Source organism: Cerasibacillus quisquiliarum (assembly GCF_014202495.1).
Classification (GTDB): domain Bacteria; phylum Bacillota; class Bacilli; order Bacillales; family Amphibacillaceae; genus Cerasibacillus; species Cerasibacillus quisquiliarum.
Map to the genome: position 1 here is coordinate 1 of NZ_JACHHA010000016.1, position 18,797 is coordinate 18,797.

General features: G+C 35.3%; 14 protein-coding genes. 9 read left to right on the plus strand and 5 right to left on the minus strand.

The window, feature by feature from the left end:
- The first annotated feature begins 178 nt into the window (after window positions 1-178).
- From HNQ35_RS12555 to HNQ35_RS12575, 5 genes are all read left to right on the plus strand, one after another.
- Window positions 179-2,398 carry a DNA translocase FtsK gene (locus HNQ35_RS12555; RefSeq protein WP_146938651.1) on the plus strand — a complete coding sequence of 740 codons (2,220 nt, stop codon included), beginning with the start codon at window positions 179-181 and terminating at the stop codon, window positions 2,396-2,398.
- 74 nt (window positions 2,399-2,472) lie between these two features.
- A complete protein-coding gene (locus HNQ35_RS12560; RefSeq protein ID WP_146938650.1) occupies window positions 2,473-3,582 on the plus strand; it encodes a nicotinate phosphoribosyltransferase in 1,110 nt (369 codons plus the stop codon).
- 163 nt (window positions 3,583-3,745) lie between these two features.
- Window positions 3,746-5,050: a UDP-N-acetylmuramate--L-alanine ligase gene (gene murC / locus HNQ35_RS12565; RefSeq protein WP_146938649.1), complete on the plus strand. Its 1,305-nt coding sequence runs from the start codon at window positions 3,746-3,748 to the stop codon at window positions 5,048-5,050.
- Between the two features lie 156 nt (window positions 5,051-5,206).
- Entirely contained in the window at window positions 5,207-5,617 is a 411-nt protein-coding gene (locus tag HNQ35_RS12570) for a DUF948 domain-containing protein (protein ID WP_146938648.1), read from the plus strand.
- A gap of 38 nt (window positions 5,618-5,655) precedes the next feature.
- Window positions 5,656-6,108, plus strand: coding sequence for a YtxH domain-containing protein (locus HNQ35_RS12575; protein ID WP_146938647.1), 453 nt, complete (start codon window positions 5,656-5,658; stop codon window positions 6,106-6,108).
- A 646-nt stretch (window positions 6,109-6,754) separates the two neighbouring features.
- Here the strand turns inward: HNQ35_RS12575 and HNQ35_RS12580 are convergent.
- Complete coding sequence (locus HNQ35_RS12580) at window positions 6,755-8,881, minus strand: cell division protein FtsA (protein WP_146938646.1); 2,127 nt, start codon at window positions 8,879-8,881, stop codon at window positions 6,755-6,757.
- A 155-nt stretch (window positions 8,882-9,036) separates the two neighbouring features.
- Here HNQ35_RS12580 and HNQ35_RS12585 point away from each other — a divergent pair, with 155 nt between their 5' ends.
- The 4 genes from HNQ35_RS12585 to motS all read left to right on the plus strand — a co-directional run bounded on the left by HNQ35_RS12585 (window position 9,037) and on the right by motS (window position 13,053).
- Complete coding sequence (locus tag HNQ35_RS12585; protein WP_146938645.1) at window positions 9,037-10,116, plus strand: bifunctional 3-deoxy-7-phosphoheptulonate synthase/chorismate mutase; 1,080 nt, start codon at window positions 9,037-9,039, stop codon at window positions 10,114-10,116.
- Window positions 10,117-10,327: 211 nt separating this feature from the next.
- Window positions 10,328-11,323 carry a catabolite control protein A gene (ccpA, locus tag HNQ35_RS12590; RefSeq protein WP_146938644.1) on the plus strand — a complete coding sequence of 332 codons (996 nt, stop codon included), beginning with the start codon at window positions 10,328-10,330 and terminating at the stop codon, window positions 11,321-11,323.
- A gap of 115 nt (window positions 11,324-11,438) precedes the next feature.
- Complete coding sequence (gene motP / locus HNQ35_RS12595; protein WP_146938643.1) at window positions 11,439-12,263, plus strand: flagellar motor protein MotP; 825 nt, start codon at window positions 11,439-11,441, stop codon at window positions 12,261-12,263.
- Window positions 12,253-13,053 (plus strand): flagellar motor protein MotS, encoded by an 801-nt coding sequence (motS, locus tag HNQ35_RS12600; protein ID WP_146938642.1) that lies wholly within the window; start codon window positions 12,253-12,255, stop codon window positions 13,051-13,053. The genes motP and motS overlap by 11 nt, the downstream gene beginning before the upstream one ends.
- Before the next feature lie 19 nt (window positions 13,054-13,072).
- On the opposite strand, the gene HNQ35_RS12605 is transcribed toward motS, so the two are convergent.
- The 4 genes from HNQ35_RS12605 to HNQ35_RS12620 all read right to left on the minus strand — a co-directional run bounded on the left by HNQ35_RS12605 (window position 13,073) and on the right by HNQ35_RS12620 (window position 18,783).
- A complete protein-coding gene (locus tag HNQ35_RS12605) occupies window positions 13,073-14,251 on the minus strand; it encodes an acetoin utilization protein AcuC (protein WP_146938641.1) in 1,179 nt (392 codons plus the stop codon).
- Entirely contained in the window at window positions 14,251-14,898 is a 648-nt protein-coding gene (locus HNQ35_RS12610) for an acetoin utilization AcuB family protein (RefSeq protein ID WP_146938640.1), read from the minus strand. Before HNQ35_RS12610 ends, HNQ35_RS12605 begins: the two co-directional genes overlap by 1 nt.
- An 18-nt stretch (window positions 14,899-14,916) precedes the next feature.
- Entirely contained in the window at window positions 14,917-15,555 is a 639-nt protein-coding gene (locus tag HNQ35_RS12615) for an N-acetyltransferase (RefSeq protein WP_146938639.1), read from the minus strand.
- 447 nt (window positions 15,556-16,002) lie between these two features.
- Window positions 16,003-18,783, minus strand: coding sequence for a transglycosylase domain-containing protein (locus tag HNQ35_RS12620; RefSeq protein ID WP_146938638.1), 2,781 nt, complete (start codon window positions 18,781-18,783; stop codon window positions 16,003-16,005).
- Window positions 18,784-18,797: the final 14 nt, after the last annotated feature.

An 18,797-nucleotide genomic window follows, 5' to 3' on the forward strand; every position in this document is an offset into this window, starting at 1 on the left:
AATAACCATAAAAAGGCGTGGGGCCTACACTTTTTTAGTGTAAGCTCCCACGCCTTAGTTTTTATTTACTGGGGTTTTGTCCCAGCCTCTTCTTTATGAACAAAGGTTTTTCCCCTATACTTTATTTAAAAAACTGATAGAATAACTTTAGAGAGATCTTAATGAAATGAGTGACACTATGTGGAAACGACTTAAAAAGAAACTAGAAAGAATATTATATAAAGAAATTGAAGTCGAAGTTGAAGAGGAATACAATCCTGTTCGTCGGTTGAAGGTTGAGAATGATTCAAATATAAATTCTCGAGTAGCATATCGCTATCCAAGGCAAAGAGAGTTTCCATTTCCAGCAATTCCTGATCGACAAAGAAACAATTCAAAGAGAACAACATTCGATGATATTGATATCCCAGCATATAAACGTAAACGGATGATTAATGAAACACGTCGTGCGCCAGCACTAGAGCATATTGAGCAAGAAAAAACTGAAAATAAAAAGAAACCTTTTCAACCTAGTCGGGTGCCATCGCCAATCTATGGTTATCATAAGCGAGAAACGAGACGTCAAGTGGAACAAGTTCCAGCTTTTATCCGTAAACAAAAAGAGCAAAACAATGAACAAATAAGTAATAATACTAAACAACAAGAAGTATGTGAAGTACCAAACAATGTAATGAGTGAACAAGAGGTAAGTGGAGCAAAAGAAGACTCACATACAACTGAACAGTCATTAACACCAAATACTCTTCCCCGTCGTAATAAAAAGCAATATGAGGAGAAACAGAGACAACAGACAAAGCAGGAGAGTAGGGGTAGGCAAGTATCCACAACGGATCTACCGAACAAAAAGTTAGAAGGTCCATATAATGTCATTATGACACCACGTGACAAAAGAAATCTTTTATTGCAAAAACAGGAACAAAAATCTAGTAAAACGATAGATAATCGTCCATTAAAACATCAAAAGAAAGATAAAATTGGCTATTTTCCATTGCATTTATTAAATGACAGTGATGTAGACTATGAACATGATCAACCGTGGATTGATGAACAGACACGTCTATTAGAGCGTACGTTGAAACATTTTAATGTTCGTGCACGAGTAGTCAATGTATCACAAGGTCCATCTGTAACACGATTTGAAGTGAAACCAGAAATGGGGGTTAAAGTAAGTAAAATACGTAATTTAAGTGATGATTTAAAGTTAAATATGGCCGCTAAAGATATTCGTATTGAAGCACCTATTCCAGGGAAGAATACAGTGGGAATAGAAGTTCCGAATGTATCTCCGCGAATGGTTAACTTGCAAGAGATTTTTACAGCATCAGCTTTTAAAGAAAATCATTCTCCATTATCAATTGCATTAGGTCTTAATATCGAAGGAGCACCTATTGTAACAGATATTGGTAAGATGCCTCACGGTTTAATAGCAGGTGCAACAGGATCAGGAAAAAGTGTTTGCATAAACGCCATTTTAATTAGTTTATTATATAAAGCACATTATGATGAGGTTAAATTTTTGCTCATTGATCCGAAAATGGTGGAGCTGGCTCCGTATAACGGTATACCACATCTTATTTCACCTGTTATTACCGATGTTAAGGCAGCAACAGCAGCTTTAAAATGGGCCGTTAATGAAATGGAAGAGCGTTATGAACGATTCGTTAAAGAAGGTGTTCGTGACATTAAAAGATATAATGAAAAAGTTAAATCCCAAGAACGTTTAGAAGAAAAGATGCCTTACTTAGTGATTGTGATTGACGAACTAGCGGATTTAATGATGGTCTCACCACAAGATGTTGAAGATGCCATTTGTCGTATTGCACAAAAAGCACGAGCAGCTGGGATTCACCTCTTGTTAGCAACACAACGCCCATCTGTTGATGTTATCACAGGATTAATTAAAGCAAATATTCCTACACGAATTGCTTTTAGTGTCTCATCACAAGTAGACTCAAGAACGATTATCGATCATTCAGGTGCGGAAAAGCTATTAGGTAAGGGTGATATGCTATTTGTAGAAAATGGCTCTGGTAAAAGCATTCGCCTCCAAGGCCCATTCGTTTCTGATGATGAAATTGAGCGAATTACAGCACATGCTCGTAGTTTAGCTGAACCGAATTATATGTTTGAACAAGAAACATTAATAGAACAGTTCACTTTTGAAGAGGAAGAAGATGAACTATTACCGGAAGTCATACAATTCGTTATTGAGGAAAATAAGGCTAGCACCTCATTATTACAACGCCACTTCCGAATTGGTTATAATCGTGCGGCTCGTCTTATTGATTGTTTAGAGCAAAGAGGAATTATTTCGCAACAGAATGGTAGTAAACCACGTGATGTATTGTTGACACAAAGTCAGTATGAAGCACTCAAGGAAAAACAAGAACACAGATAGGACTTGTTTAATTGTTAACGTTTTTATATGATGAATGATAGTAATATAAAATAGAATATATCGAGGGGAAAGCCATGAAAGAAATCGAGAAAAAGTTAGCAGGTAAGATTGAACGATTAACAAATAAGACATTTAAGTTTGATGAGCGAATCGGAGAAGGCTGGTTCTCTGCCGTATATTTCTTAAAAACACGTGAAATTGCAGAAAAGAAGTTGCCAAATAACCGTGTAACAATGCAATTTTTCCAAAAAAATCATGCAGTCCTATGTGGAACAGATGAAGTGATTGCTCTTGTACACAAGTTTGCTGATGAACCGGAAACATTGGAAATCTACTCCTTAAAAGACGGTGATAAAATTGAACCTTTTGAGACTGTCCTAACAATTACAGGTTCTTATCAACAATTTGGCTTTCTAGAAGGCATTATTGATGGAATTCTAGCTAGAAGAACTTCAGTAGCTACAAATGTATACAATGTAGTAAAAGCAGCTCGCTCTTCTGGAAAGCAAAAACCAATTATTTTTATGGGAGATCGAGATGACCATTATACGCAACAAGCAGGAGATGGTTATGCAGCATTTATTGGCGGTTCAACAGCACAAGCTACTCATGCGATGAATGAGTGGTGGGGTAAAGAAGGAATGGGAACAATGCCTCACGCTTTAATTCAAATGTTTCGTGGAGATGTAGTTGCTGCGACTCGTGCTTATCATGAGACATTTCCAGAAGATGACTTAGTCGCTTTAGTTGATTTCAATAATGATGTGATTACTGATTCGTTAAAGGTCGCGCGTGAATTTGGAAAAGATTTAAAAGGTGTTCGCTTAGATACATCACGCACTTTAGTTGACAAATACTTTCTTAGAAATTATCATCAGATGGGTTCGTTTGATCCACGTGGTGTAAATCCAGAACTTGTCTTTGCATTACGCCGTGCTCTCGATAAGGAAGGCTATGATCATGTAAAAATTATGGTAAGCGGTGGCTTTACAGAAGAACGAATAAGACATTTTGAAGAGAACAATGTACCTGTTGATATGTACGGTGTCGGAAGTAGTTTGCTCAAAATTAATATCGGCTTTACTGGTGATAACGTTCTTCTAAATGGTGAACCTTGCGCAAAGCAAGGCCGCCGTTATCGTCCTAACCCACGTCTTGAAAAAGTCGAATATCAAGAGCAATAACCATGATTTAATAATCAGTTAAAAATTAATTTTCATCTTTGTTCTGTTCTGCTATAATGACAATGATATTATAAAAACAATGTAAGCATGTGAATAAGAAGCAAGTTTATTTCTATTAACTCATGAATCACATGCTTTTTACACATATTTGGGGGTTCTTTTTATGAAAACTTACCATTTTATTGGTATAAAAGGGACGGGAATGAGTGCTCTTGCGCAAATTCTTCATGATTCGGGTGAAATGGTTCAGGGATCAGATGTTGAAAAAACATTTTTTACAGAAGAAGCATTGAGAAAAAAGAAAATTCCAATCTACCCGTTTTCTGAAACAAACATTAAAGATGATCATATCGTTATCGCAGGAAATGCATTCCCAGATGATCACATTGAAATTCAAGAAGCAAAAAGGCGTGGTAACGTTTATTATCGTTATCACGAATTTTTAGGTGAATGGTTAAATAATTATACAAGCATTGCTGTGACAGGATCACATGGGAAAACATCAACTACTGGACTCCTATCACATGTTTTAAATCAAGCATATCCGATTTCTTATTTAATTGGTGACGGGACAGGTAAGGGACATAAAGACAGTGAGTATTTTGTCTTTGAAGCTTGTGAATACCGCCGTCATTTTTTAAGCTATGAACCAGATTATGCTATCATGACGAATATAGATTTTGATCATCCAGATTATTTTTCTAGTATTAATGATGTTTTCGATGCATTTCAAGAAATGGCTGACAATGTAAAAAAAGGTATTATTGCTTGTGGTGATGATGAGCAACTACAGAAAATACAAGCTAAAGTTCCAGTCGTTTATTATGGATTGTCCGCTTCCAATGATTTTCAAGCACAAAACATCATTGAAGATGAAAAAGGAACAACATTTGACGTATTCGTTCGTAATACGTATTATGATACGTTCTCTATTCCTATGTTTGGAAAACACCACATACTAAATGCTCTAGCAGTCATTGCGATGTGTCACTACGAAGGGATTCCAGCGGATGTGATGAAAGAAGTCGCCACATTTAAAGGTGTTAAAAGACGTTTTACCGAAAAAAGAATCGGTGATCAAATTTTAATTGATGATTATGCACATCATCCAAAAGAAATTACGGCGACGATTGACTCTGCACGTAGAAAGTATCCAGATAAAGAGATTGTGGCTATTTTTCAGCCGCATACATTTACACGTACGAAGACATTTCTGACGGAATTCGCAGATAGTTTAAGTCTTGCTGATCATGTTTACTTATGTGATATATTTGGCTCAGCTCGAGAAAATTCGGGTCAGATGACGATCGATCAACTTGTCGATCTTGTAGAGGGAAGCACATTATTGGATATATCCGAAACAGCTGTTTTAAAGCAATACCGTGATAGTGTGTTAATTTTTATGGGAGCAGGAGATATTCAAAAATTTCAACAAGCCTATGAAAAAACGATTGTTAAATGTAATTAAATGAATAATAGCCTTCGAATGACCAACACTATCATTTGAACCGAGCTGTCTTTTTATGGTAAGATTAAGAACATAATCAAATTTAATTTCTAGGACAAGCTCTACTATTTGAAGTTTATTAATTTTATTAGAGCATAAAAGGAGTTGTTTTGGAAGATGCAAGGATTGTTATACATTTCCGCATTAATTGCTGCTGTTGCCTTTGCAGTACTAGTTGTATACTTAGCTATTACATTAAAAGCTGTGGCACGTACAATGAATAATGTAGCAGACACATTAGAAGGCTTAGAAAATCAAATGCTTGGTATTACAACAGAGACAACAGAATTATTGAAGAAAACGAATCGTTTAGCTGAAGATGTCAATCAAAAAACTGCTAAATTAGATGGTGTTTTTGATGGTGTTAAAGGGATTGGCGATACATTGAATGAATTCAACACATCTTTAAAAGATGTGACGAATAAAATTAGCCGAGATGCTTCTGAAAATCAAGAACAAGCAACTCAAGCAGTAAAATGGGGTTCAGCCATCCTTGAATTATGGAGAAAAAACAGGCGTAAGTCATAATTTGCTTAAACAATTCACTACGTGGGGAGGCCATTTATATGAGTAAAGAACAAGATTATGTTAGCACAAAAGACTTTTTGGTAGGTACTGTAATTGGTGCAATGATCGGTGCTGGTTTAGCCTTGTTATTCGCTCCTAAATCAGGAAGAGAATTAAGAGGCGATATTTCAGTTGGTGCTCAAAAAGCAGTAAATAAAGCTAATGAATGGAAAGAGACTGCCCAAGTAAAAGGAATCGAGTTAAAAGACAAAGCAGTCTCAGCAAGTAGTGATTTAAAGGAAAAAGCAACTAAAAAGACAAATGAATTGACAGAAGCTGTAACAACGAAGACAAAAGAATTAAAAAATGCGGCTACAAAGAAAGTCCAGAATCTCCAGAGTAAAGGTAACGAAGCGATGGAAGAAATTGAAGACCAAGTTGAAAAGGTTGCAGAAAAAATTGATCAAGTCGCTAAAGAAATGGCAGATGACAACGTAGAAAAAGAACAATAAATATTGGCTTGTTTGAACGCTTTTAAACAAAAAATACAGAATAAAATAAACGGAAACGTTCGTCCTTATTTCCTGTCGAATTGACAGGGAAGATAAATTAACTTAAGCGGTTTAAGCTCTGTACTTACGAAGAGCAAAAGCCGTCTTTTTATTTGTAGCCTTGTATCTTTGGGAAATCTTTGTTTCAGCCTTAAGTATGAACGTATCATTCTTATTTATCGTATTTTCAATAAATTTGTATAGAGAAATGATTTATAAGATATATTTGTTCAAATTGAAGTAAGGCAATAGCTAACGTTGGTCCACATAACTCGTTGATTTTAGCATGTGTTATTGGATACGTTTCAAAGATCTACAAGTCAGTTCTTTGAGCCGTCACGATCACACCAGTAAAGAGAAATCCACCCCTTCAAAAAGGAGTGGATTATTGTTTTTTATAACAAATGATTTAAACCTTGCTTACAAACTGTAACTTTTGTGTAAACCAACAGACAATCATGTACTCATCGACCATTGTTAGTTGTTCTTAAACGCACTGTTTTCTATAAAAGCTATTTCAACATATACATTAGACCAATTATAGATGTTTATTTGATGTATAACAATTTTTTCAAAGTGGTGAGTTATAACGATAGGATTCATTAACTTATACGCCCCATTTTATTGACAATCGATCTCCATCAACGATCTCAGCATCAAATTGTGTCGGAACATCATTTTTCATTAAACGATAGGTACCACGCATCTGATCTGTTTGAATGTCGATATAACGGAAAATATCTTGAAAAATAAAAGGTTCGAATTTCTTTTCTATTAAACGAATATCTTCACCTAGGGACAAAGAGTCTGCTTCCTTAAGTTCACCTTGTTTATTTTTAATGATGAATCGCTTTTTACGCAATGTGATCACTTTATGATTAAATGTTACATTTATTTTATACCAATATTCTTTATTAAGAGTTTGCAGTAAGTCTTTTACTGTCGGTTTTGTTAGAGAGCTGTATTCGATGGAATCGTTATCTTTTAATCGCTGTTCAGGATGAGCTGGGACGCCATTTATTGTCAATGATACCCCATTATTTAGTTGAACTTTCCTTCTATTGATATATATGTAAAATCCAGTATCTTTAATTGGTTCACCTAATATATTTGAGAAAAAGTCTTTAATCGTTTGGATGTTTTTAAAAGATATGACATCTTTATCTTTAATTTTGTAATCTGGTGATACTAATTTACCATTGACTTCATAAATTGCCTTCACATGAAATGGCTTTTTATTGTAATAGACACGTATCGATGACATATCCCCAAATAATTGTTTAATAGTGACATGAGGCTCACTTCCATCTTTTCCTTTATGTACCTCGATTATATCTCCATTTTTAATAATCGTGTCTACGGTCGCTTTTGTATTATTTACTAAGATTTCTGGTGCTTGACCAAATTCACCTGGAAGTTGAAGTGATTTACCATTAATTGTTATGACATAGCCGTGACCAGGTTTACCGTATAGTTTTTTCATATCAATGCCTGCTTGGACACATGCATCTCCAACTGTAAGTGAGTTCATTTCAAATAATCGTGTCGGTTCATTATTGACATGAACTGTAACATACTGTATTGGATTACGGATACCAGACATGGCGATCCCGATAGGCGTAATAAAGTCGGGACCTGTAGGGGTCTTTTCAGCTGTGATTAAGTCTTTGATTGCATCCATTCGTCTAACAGCGACACGATTGATAGGAAGTTGAAGCTTTTTCGCGAGTAATTGTGGTAATAAAGGTGTTAAACTTCCACCACCAATTAACATAATGGCACGGGGTGGTCGCTTGTTAAGTGTTATTATTTCCTCAGCTATTGCGTGTGCTAGGTTATGAACGGTATCATGAATTTTTTCGTTTAGTTCTTGAAGCGTGACTTCTGTTTGAAATCCGAGAATATCTGTAACAGTCGCTTCACCCTCATGGACAATTTGTCGCTTCATTTGTTCAGCTTCAGGGAAATCAAGTAAATAATGATCACTAATCGCCTCGGTTACTTCATCACCGGCAATAGGTACCATCCCATAAGCTGTAACGGTACCATCTGCTGTTAAAGCAATATCACTTGTCCCAGCACCAATATCTACAAGAGCAATATTTAAACGTCGCATTGATTCAGGAACGAGTAATTGTATCGCAGCAATAGGTTCTAATGTTAAAGCCTTCATTGATAAATCAGCTCGTTGAATCGCAGCAAAAAGTGATTCGACAACTACTTTCGGTAAAAAGGTTGCGATTACTTCAACGCTTGCAATATTTCCTTGTTGATCGATTAAAGATCCGATTGATTCATGATCTAATTTATAGTGTAAAACTGAATATCCTACACAATAATAATTAGCAAATTCGCTTGTGTTATCATTCTTAGCTAAACGTCTCTGTGCATCATTAACAGCACTTAGTTCTAAATGTTTTACCATTTGTTCGTTGGAAATCTTGCGCTTATCTAATGTTATTTCGGCTTGACCTTCAATTGTTTTAAGTGATCTACCGGCGGCAGCAACACTAACATCATGTAATGGGCCGTGTTTTTCTTCTAATGTTCGCTTAACATCTTCAATAACTTGTGAAACTTCAATAACGTCATGTATTTGGCCATCATGCATTGAACGATCTTGATGTTCTTTTAAGCAATAATCAATTAAGTGATAAGTATCTTTTTCTTTTTTTAATATAATACCAGTAACTGTTCGCGTCCCTATATCGAGTGAAAAAATAGATTCCCCCATAACAAATCTCCTCTCTCTGTCTCTATCTAATTTAATAACGAAACGTACTAGCCTATTAATATTATAATCGTATTCTAATTAAAGGAAAAATTATTAGCTAAACTGTCGTTAATTTACTATAATGATTAATAGTGATTACATGAGGAGCGTCGAAAATGGCAGGAAATGAATTACAACAGTACCGTAAAGAATTAGATAAATTAAATATGGAATTACTTGAACTTATTAATAAACGAGCATCGTTAGTTCAAGAAATTGGTAAAATAAAAGAAAAACAAGGAATAAAGAAATTTGATCCTGTTAGAGAACGAAAAATGCTAGATACAATTACTAAACAAAATAACGGTCCATTTGAAAATGCGACAATTGAACATATATTTAAAGAGATTTTTAAAGCTAGTTTAGAATTACAGGAAGTTAATCAACAAAAAGCGTTACTCGTCTCGCGAGAGGTTAAACCAGAAGATACAGTGATTCATATTCAAAAACAAGCGATTGGAAATGGGAATCCTGAATTTATTATGGGACCTTGTTCAGTAGAAAGTTATGAACAAGTTGAAGTAGTCGCCAAAGCACTAAAAGAAAGAGGGTTAACATTTCTAAGAGGTGGTGCTTTTAAGCCAAGGACATCACCATATGATTTTCAAGGATTAGGTTTTGAAGGATTAAAAATATTAAAAGCAATTAGTGAAAAATATAACTTAGCTGTTATTAGTGAAATCGTTAATCCAGCTCATATGGTGGAAGCGGCAGAATATCTTGATGTCATTCAAATTGGGGCACGGAATATGCAGAACTTTGAACTACTGAAAGCAGCTGGCCGAATAAATAAACCGATTCTTTTAAAGCGTGGTATGTCAGCGACGATTTCAGAGTTTATTAATGCAGCTGAATATATTATGGCCCATGGTAACGGTCAAATTATTTTATGTGAGCGTGGCATTCGCACATATGAAAAAGCAACGCGTAACACATTAGACATTACTGCAGTACCGATTTTGAAACAGGAAACACATTTGCCGATAATCGTTGACGTAACCCATTCGACAGGAAGAAGAGATTTACTAATTCCAGCGGCTAAAGCAGCGCTTGCTATTGGAGCAGATGGGATTATGGCAGAGGTTCATCCAGATCCTGCGGTTGCTTTATCTGATTCGACACAACAAATGGATATACCGATGTTTCATAAATTTATGGATGAGATAAATGGGTTAAAACGACGATTAGTTGATTAACGAACTGGCTGGTCCCATTCTCACAATGGTCCAGCCAGTTCATTTTCAAATATTCGCCATAGTCTTGTTAGAATATTGTATATTTATACAGGTTCTCTTTGAGTTTTTTATAGGCATATCGTATGATAAAAATAAAACATGTGAACGCGATGCATGGAGTTAATCAAAAAGTGGCATAAATATTAATGAAAATGAATATGGAGGAATTATTATGACAGTTACAATATATGATGTTGCAAGAGAAGCAAATGTATCAATGGCTACGGTATCCAGGGTTGTAAATGGAAACCCTAACGTCAAACCATCGACAAGAACAAAGGTTCTGGAGACGATTGAGCGTTTAGGTTATCGACCGAATGCTGTTGCGCGTGGTTTAGCTAGTAAGAAAACAACAACAGTTGGAGCGATTATACCTGATGTTTCAAATATTTTCTTCTCCGAGTTAGCACGTGGAATTGAAGATATCGCAACGATGTATAAATATAACATAATACTAAACAATTCAGATCAAAATAGAGAACGAGAATTACAATTAATTGATACGATGTACGAAAAACAAGTCGATGGCATTCTCTTTATGAGTGATAATATTTCAAAAGAACATATTGAACAGTTTAAAGGTGAATCTGTCCCTGTTGTTTTAGCTGCTACGTATGATGAGAAGAATCGAGTTCCTTCCGTTAATATTAATTATGAAGCAGCAGGCTATGAAGCTACAAAATATTTAATCGATCAAGGAAATGAACGCATTGCTTTTATTTCTGGAGATAAGGAAGCTGTTATTAATCAATTGAAATATCAAGGGTATATTCGGGCGTTGAAAGAATCTTTTCTTCCAATTAATGATGATTATATCCTTAATAACCAATATACTCATGATGATGCAGTTCAATCGATTCAGCAATTATTAGAGATGACAGACAAGCCAACGGCAGTATTTACAACATCAGATGAGTTGGCATTAGGTGCGATTCATGGTACACAAGACAAAGGATATAAAGTACCAGAAGACCTTGAAGTGTTTGGGTTTAACAATACTCGTTTAGCAACAATGGTACGTCCGGCCCTAACAACAATTGACCAACCAACATATGACATTGGTGCTGTAGCGATGCGGTTACTTACTAAATTAATGAATAAGGAAGAAGTAGAAGAGTCAAATGTCATTTTACCTCATCGAATTGTAGAAAGAAACTCAACAAAATAAAATAAATGCCGATAATAAATATAGCAATGCCCTGATATGAATCGTTGTATGTCGTACATGAATATATACTAACGATTTATTTCATTGATTACCAAGAAAGTTAGGGAGAGAGAGTATGAGAAAACGTGATTTATTAACTCCTATCGGTATTACATTAGGTTTTGTGATGCTCTTTTTAGCTATTGCAACAAGAGGTGGCGAAAATGCTGCAACATTTGTAGACGTTTCTTCTATTTTTATCGTTATTGGTGGGTTATTAGCATCATTATTAATTACCTTCAATAAAGAACAAATTAAAGTGACGGGTAAAGTCATTCGTGAAGCGTTCCATCAAAATGATCAGCGTTTACCAGAACTTATTGATTTATTTGTACAATTATCAGAACGTGCAAGAAGAGAAGGTATTCTTGCATTAGAGAATGAACTAGATGATGTTGAAGACCCGTTTATTCGTAAAGGAATCCATTTAGCAGTTGATGGTATCGAGCCAGAAGTCATCAATGATATTATGAATGCTGAAATTACCGCAATGGAAGAAAGACAATACCGTGGTCGCCAAATAATTGAAAAAAGTGCTGAATATGCGCCAGCTTGGGGAATGATTGGTACGTTAGTTGGTCTCGTTCTCATGTTAACAACATTAGAGGACCCAGAATCATTAGGACCAAGTATGGCTGTTGCTTTATTAACGACTTTATATGGAACTGTATTAGCGAATCTTGTTTTTATTCCGATGGCTAGTAAGCTCGAAAGTAAAACAGACGAAGATGTTTTTTTAAAGCAAATTATTATAGAAGGTGTTATTGGTGTTCAATCAGGCCAAAACCCACGTATTTTAGAAGAAAAGCTAAGTGCTTTCTTATCAGAGGAAGAAATAAAGAGGAGAGAATACATGAATTTAGATAGATCGGTAGTGGAGGAAACCGTCAATGAAGCCTAGAAAAAGGGTTAGACGACAGACTAAAAGAGGCGCACCAAAATGGATGGTAACATATTCTGATATGATTACACTTATTCTTGTATTTTTTATTCTTTTGTTTTCTATGTCACGTCTTGATTCGCTTAAATTCGAAGCCGTATCCGAATCATTTCGTAACCGGGCAGTTTTCGATTTTCTTTCATCTACGGTCCCAGCAGATTATTCTACTGTTGGGTTTGGAGAAGTGACAAATGAGATTGAACCATCTGATCAAGGTCTACCTTCAAAAATAGATAAAGAAGAAAAGAAAGAACTTGAAAAAGTAAAAGAAAAACAGGACGCTCTCAATGCTTTAGTCGATGATATTGAAGGATATCTTGATGCAAATGATTTACATAATGTTATTACTGCTAACCGTACAGATCGTGGCGTCGTCTTAGTATTACAAGAACAAATTTTGTTTGATACAGGCGAAGCAGAAATACTTGAGTCAGGTAAACCGTTTCTAAATAAAGTCAGTTCATTATTAAAAAGAATTCCAAATCACGTCAAAGTAGAAGGGCATTCAGATAGTCGTCCGATATCTACTTATCGCTATCCATCAAATTGGGAACTATCAGGAGCACGTGCTAGTAGCGTTGTTCGTTACTTAATTGAGGAAAATGATTTTGATCCGTCGCGTTTTTCATTAGCAGGGTACGGAGACACTCGCCCAGTTGTCCCAAATACATCACCAGAAAATTGGGATAAAAACCGCCGTGTTGAAATTGTTATTTTGGATGAAGACGCAAATGAGGTTAATAATGAATAAAAATAGGATTGTCCCATCATTATTCATGGGACAATCCTTTCTTTTTGTATTTATTAATAAACGCTAAGGCATGATGTAACATTTGCTTATTTTTTTCAGTGATTTCATTTTTCCTTGGAATTGAGGGCATTAGTGACTCTGGATCATGCCAATGCGTTGGTAATGGATGTGATGCCTTATGTTGCCATTTCTCAATCCATGAATCTGGTAATCTACCTCTAAATGGTTCATCATCGTGCATGATTTTCCAAATCTGTGCCCAAGCACGTGGTACAACACGCCATATATCATATCCGCCACCGCCAAGTGCAATCCAGCGTCCGTCACAGTATTCATGAGCTAGCTCGTGTGCTAATCGTGGAATTTCTTCATATATCTTCATACTAGCACATAGATGTGTAAGCGGATCATAAAAATGAGAATCTGCGCCATTCTGTGTAACAATCACATCTGGTTTAAAAAATTCAACAACTTCTCTGAATGCGCTTTCATATATTTCAAGATATGAATCATCTTGAGTGAAAGCATCCAAAGGTATATTAAAACTGTAACCGTAACCTGATTTTATTCCACGTTCATTAACATAGCCAGTTCCAGGGAACAAATGTCGCCCAGTTTCATGAATAGATAATGTACATACATTCGGGTCATCATAAAAAGCCCACTGCACACCATCTCCATGGTGTGCATCTGTATCGATATATAACGTTTTTAAACCGTAATTCCTTTGAATATGTTTTATCGCTACTGCTGCATCATTGTATACGCAAAAACCAGATGCTTTACGTTTAAACCCGTGATGGAGTCCACCACTTAGATTCAAAGCATGTTCTGACTTTTTCTCTAAAACAGAATCTACTGCTTCAAGTGTTCCACCAACAATTAAAGAAGCTGCTTCATGCATACCTAAGAATACAGGTGTATCTTCAGTTTCTAAGCCAAAGTCAACTTTTTGGGGAGGAGAGAGTTCTTGTTCACTTGCACGTTTAACAGCATCAATGTATGTCGGATCATGAAAAAGGGCTAACTCTTTGTCAGTTGCATAACGTGGAAGAATAATATGTGATTCTTCTAGGACATGCATCGCTTCTAATAACTCTTTTGTTAATTGAACTCTTATCTGATTAAATGGGTGTTCAGGATAAAACTGATAGTCTAATAGTTTATCGGAATAGACAAAGCTGCATTTACAATTCATTATTCTGCCCCCAATAACGGCTGTGGCCAAATAATTTCATAGCCAGCGATTTTAAGATCATCAACGACAGGTTGCGGGTGGATTGTTTGTGCACGGATGACAAGAATTTTATAATCATCCTCCTTTTGATGTGGATAGATTAGGATAGAAACAATATTAATTTTCCTCCTCCCGAAAATTGAAAAAATTTCTGCTAGCTTTCCCGGCTCGTGTGGAACCTTTATTTCTATATGTGAACTCTGCATATGGGTGCCTGTTAGTTGAATCAGTGTGTAGAGCATATCTTTTTCGGTTACAATTCCAACTAGTTCACCTTCACTAACAACTGGTAAACAGCCAAATGCTTCGTCATAAAATATTTTGGCAATATCCTCAACAAAATCTAATGGATGAATGGTAACAACAGGATAACTCATAATTGTCTTAATCGGCTTATTTAATACATTTTGTTTAGCATGTTCATCTAAAATTGAAGGTGATGCATCTCTTACGTCACGGTCAGATACAATACCTATGACTTGCTTCGTTTCATCGATAATCGGTATATGTCTAATCCGTTTGTTATTTATTAGTTGTAATGCTTCACGAATCGTTGCAGTTGGTGGCAGTGTATAGACATTTTTCTTCATTATTTTTTCTACTAACATTAAAAAGGCACCTCCATGTTATTGTTTCCTTCGATGCTTACTTAAAAATCGTAATGTATTAAATGTATCAATTGATGATTGCGGGACATTTTTTCCTATGCGAACCATAAGGCAATTAGCAGGATGAGATATAATCTCTGGATCATCTGTTGTCGATGGTTTAAGATCACCATAAGCCATCATTTTTTCCATAACTTTCCTATATTGCCAGACATTTAATCCTGTTCCACGTAAATCCCAGTGCCAATAATATTCTGTTGAAATAATAATGTAATTCTCCATAAATTCATCCATCATAGAAACTTCGAGTAAACTTGATGCGATCTTAAATTGGCGAAAACGCTCTGTCACTTCTACAGCACCTAATACTAGTAAATCAGGCATTTCGAATGTAGACCATCTTTCTAATGGATCAGGATGTAAATATGTGACATATCCAATAATTGTATGATTATGACGAGCTATAATGATTCTTCCTTCTGGGAAGTTAGCTATTTGTAATAGCGCTTCAAATTGCTTTGGAGCTGGCCGAAAGGCAGTTAAACCTTCATCAAAATGATAGTTTTTTAATCTGTCAGATGGAACCGGTCCTTCAATGACGACATTACCGTAAGATGTATCTTTTGTTATTGAATGATATGTTTTCTTATGTTCCACCCTAACACCCCCAGTCGATATCGTTTACATTTATTATATAAGATTCTTGTTATGTGAAGACAAGAAAATGTGAAGAACAGTAGACAAAATGATAAATATAATACAAAAATAATGTGAGATCACTTGAGTGATGAACACGGACTTAGCAAGGTAATATGATAGAAAAAATACGATAAAGTATAAATAAGCAAGCACATTTCCGAATTCTTGCAAATTCATCGAGCCATATATTCTGACTACCATGATAAGAGCTATATAAATGATTTAACGGCTTTAGCTCTTTATGGAACATAGAGCAAAGCCGTTTTTATTATTTACACTGTCTATTTAATCACATTCAGTCTGATTAAGTAGGTCCTAGCCCTATATAAATATGTTCAGAATATTTTGTTCAAGCTTATATCGATGTTAGACTTATATGCAAATTGACATAGATTGTTATGTTAATTAATCTTGTTGGTTATCTTGCTTATCTTTTCCAGCATTCTCATCTCTGTCTTCTTCTTTTGGTTGTTTAGGTTTTTCTTCTTTTGGTGGCTTAGGCTTTTCTTTTTCTTCATCTTTAGGTTTGGCTGGTTCAGATTTTTTCTTATCACCTTTTGATTCTTTTGATTTATTTTCTTTTTCTTCTTTATTTATTTTCTTTTTCTTATTTGGTTGCTGCTTTTCATTCTCTGTCTTTTTATTTGTTTTCTCGTTTTCATTTGATTGCTGATGTTCTTCATTCGTATTTTTACTCTCTGACCGTTTCTTATCAGTGCTGTCATTGTGATCAGTAGATTTTTTATCACTGTCTGTTTCATTATTAAGATATTTACCTTTTGTAAGACCGATTCTCTCCCACAACTCCCTATTACCTTTTCGTGGAAATAAAAGCGATAAGTCATCTAGGTGATCGTAATTCATCCGTTTTATCCATTGTGGGTTAAAGTAATACCCTTTTCCATCTGATAATAAGCTATCATCAACTTTAGTAGGAACATATTTAACATTAAATAAATCACTTCTTGTTAGACCAGCTTTACTACATAATTTAGATGGTAGCATACCAGAAATAGCACAAATACTACGATGTGTAATGCCTTCAGGCTGTTTCATTCGTTCTTTAGGTGCCATGAGTTCTGGATTAATTTTTGTTGCTTCATTCACAAGTGCTGTCCAAAAACGAATATTACGTTGACTATAACTATAACAGCTTGGGCAATTATTGAGAGATTTTCGTGATTTATAACCGAGCCATGTTCCCATTGTCACATTTGGATTTGTTCCAACGAACCATGCGTCCATATAGTCGTTTGTTGTTCCTGTCTTACCTGCCCAATCAACACCAGGCTGATGAAGTAATGACGGAATAGCGGCAGCGGTTCCTGAACGAACGACATCACGCATCATATCGTATGTTAAGTAAGCTGTTTGTGGTGAAAATACTTTAACAGGATCGACTTTATGTTCATATATGACTTTACCGTCTTTTGTTGTTATTTTTTCTATAATATATGATTTTTTATATTGACCTTGGTTACTAAATGTTGTAAATGCACTTGTGTTTTCTTCGACAGTCGCTCCATTAGTCAATCCACCAAGAACTATAGATTCTATGCTTTCATCCGCTTTTGAAATTCTTGAAAAGCCCATTTTCTTTAAATATTTTTCAACAGGATTTGTTGGTAATATCTTTTGATATACTTGAACAGCTGAAACGTTATAGGAATGTGCTAATGCTTCACGAGCTGAAACAAGTCCATAATAAATATTACTGTAGTTTGACGGGTTATAACTTCCACGTAAAGGTATATCTGCAACTGGCGTTCCCGGTTGGATGACTCCTTGCTCAATTGCTGGTGCATAACCTAATAACGGCTTCATTGTACTTCCATTTTGTCGTGGTACTTCTGTCGCATAGTTATATTCATCAATATCGAAGCCACGTCCTCCAACAAAGGCAATCACTTTTCCAGTTACGTTTTCTATTAAAATTGCACCTGGTTGAACTGGGTCTACTCTTGATTCTGTTTTTCCACTTTCTTTGTTTTTCGCTTGGACTGTAACATCTGGTCCATAATGCGGGTAGTTTTTGGCAACTTTTTGAAAGGCATCATATATATCTTTATCAATTGTAGAATGAATTTTATAACCTTTCATTTTTAAGTCGCGTTCAGCTAATATCTTATATTTCTCTTTTAACTCTATATTTTCTTTTAAATCTTCTTCGCTATATCCATCTTCTTCAGCTAACAAAACTGTCAAAATATCGGTCGCTCTTTTTTGTACTTCTTTGATGACGTAAGGATACCGCTCACGCGAACGCTCTTTTGTCTTAATAAAGTCTTTCTTGATATCATATTTTAAAGCTTTTTTGTATTCTTTATCAGAAATATATCCTAAATCATGCATTCGCTTCAAAACAATTTTCATCCGATTTATGCCTGGTTTTAACCCTTTTTTATCTTTTAATTCTCCACCTAAAGCATATGGAGTAAAAAGATAAGGGTTTTGTGGAATTCCTGCTAGGTATGCGGCTTGTGGAATATTTAATTTCTTCGCTGGGATTCCGAACACCCCTTGAGCAGCTGTTTCAATTCCAGCAATATTACGTCCAGAAGAATTTCTGCCGTAAGGAATAACATTTAAGTAAGCTTCTAAAATCTGATCTTTTTCAAAAAAGTTTTCTAATCGCATTGCGAGCAGAATTTCCTTTGCTTTTCGCTCGAACGATACTTCATTCGTTAATAATTGATTCTTAATTAACTGTTGCGTCAAGGTGCTGCCACCCGTTTTTGTTTCGAGATTTAATGCTTCTTGAACTATTGCTCGAATGATTGCTTTCGGTACAACGCCTTTATGTTCTTCAAAATACTCATCTTCCGTTGCAATAACGGCGTTAATTAAGTGTTCTGATATATTTTTTAATGCGATTTCTTCCCGATGAATGTCCGAACGAACATCTCCCATATAAACATTATTGGCAAAATACATTTTTGATGTTTCTTCATAGTCATAGATTTCTTTTTTCATACTTTCATAGCTTCGAACAGGTTCATCTTTCACTAATGAAGCGAAGTAACCAGCACCAATCCCAATGCCGAAAAAAAGTCCAATAAATCCAATAATAATGAAAAACAATATAATATTCCAAATGACGTCATATGTTATGCGAAAAGAGCGTTGGATTTTTCCATCACCCCACTTTGATTTTATCTTTTCGTGGAGACGTTGTTTTTTCTTCACATTAAAAACCTCCT

What these genes read in the sequence shown, in the direction of transcription:
- motS (WP_146938642.1), top strand. Translation starts at nt 12,253, where the DNA reads ATGAAGCCTAGAAAAAGGGTTAGACGACAGACTAAAAGAGGCGCACCA.
- HNQ35_RS12570 (WP_146938648.1), top strand. Translation starts at nt 5,207, where the DNA reads ATGCAAGGATTGTTATACATTTCCGCATTAATTGCTGCTGTTGCCTTT.
- HNQ35_RS12610 (WP_146938640.1), bottom strand. Translation starts at nt 14,898, where the DNA reads ATGTTAGTAGAAAAAATAATGAAGAAAAATGTCTATACACTGCCACCA.
- murC (WP_146938649.1), top strand. Translation starts at nt 3,746, where the DNA reads ATGAAAACTTACCATTTTATTGGTATAAAAGGGACGGGAATGAGTGCT.
- HNQ35_RS12560 (WP_146938650.1), top strand. Translation starts at nt 2,473, where the DNA reads ATGAAAGAAATCGAGAAAAAGTTAGCAGGTAAGATTGAACGATTAACA.
- HNQ35_RS12580 (WP_146938646.1), bottom strand. Translation starts at nt 8,881, where the DNA reads ATGGGGGAATCTATTTTTTCACTCGATATAGGGACGCGAACAGTTACT.
- HNQ35_RS12575 (WP_146938647.1), top strand. Translation starts at nt 5,656, where the DNA reads ATGAGTAAAGAACAAGATTATGTTAGCACAAAAGACTTTTTGGTAGGT.
- motP (WP_146938643.1), top strand. Translation starts at nt 11,439, where the DNA reads ATGAGAAAACGTGATTTATTAACTCCTATCGGTATTACATTAGGTTTT.
- HNQ35_RS12585 (WP_146938645.1), top strand. Translation starts at nt 9,037, where the DNA reads ATGGCAGGAAATGAATTACAACAGTACCGTAAAGAATTAGATAAATTA.
- HNQ35_RS12555 (WP_146938651.1), top strand. Translation starts at nt 179, where the DNA reads ATGTGGAAACGACTTAAAAAGAAACTAGAAAGAATATTATATAAAGAA.
- ccpA (WP_146938644.1), top strand. Translation starts at nt 10,328, where the DNA reads ATGACAGTTACAATATATGATGTTGCAAGAGAAGCAAATGTATCAATG.
- HNQ35_RS12605 (WP_146938641.1), bottom strand. Translation starts at nt 14,251, where the DNA reads ATGAATTGTAAATGCAGCTTTGTCTATTCCGATAAACTATTAGACTAT.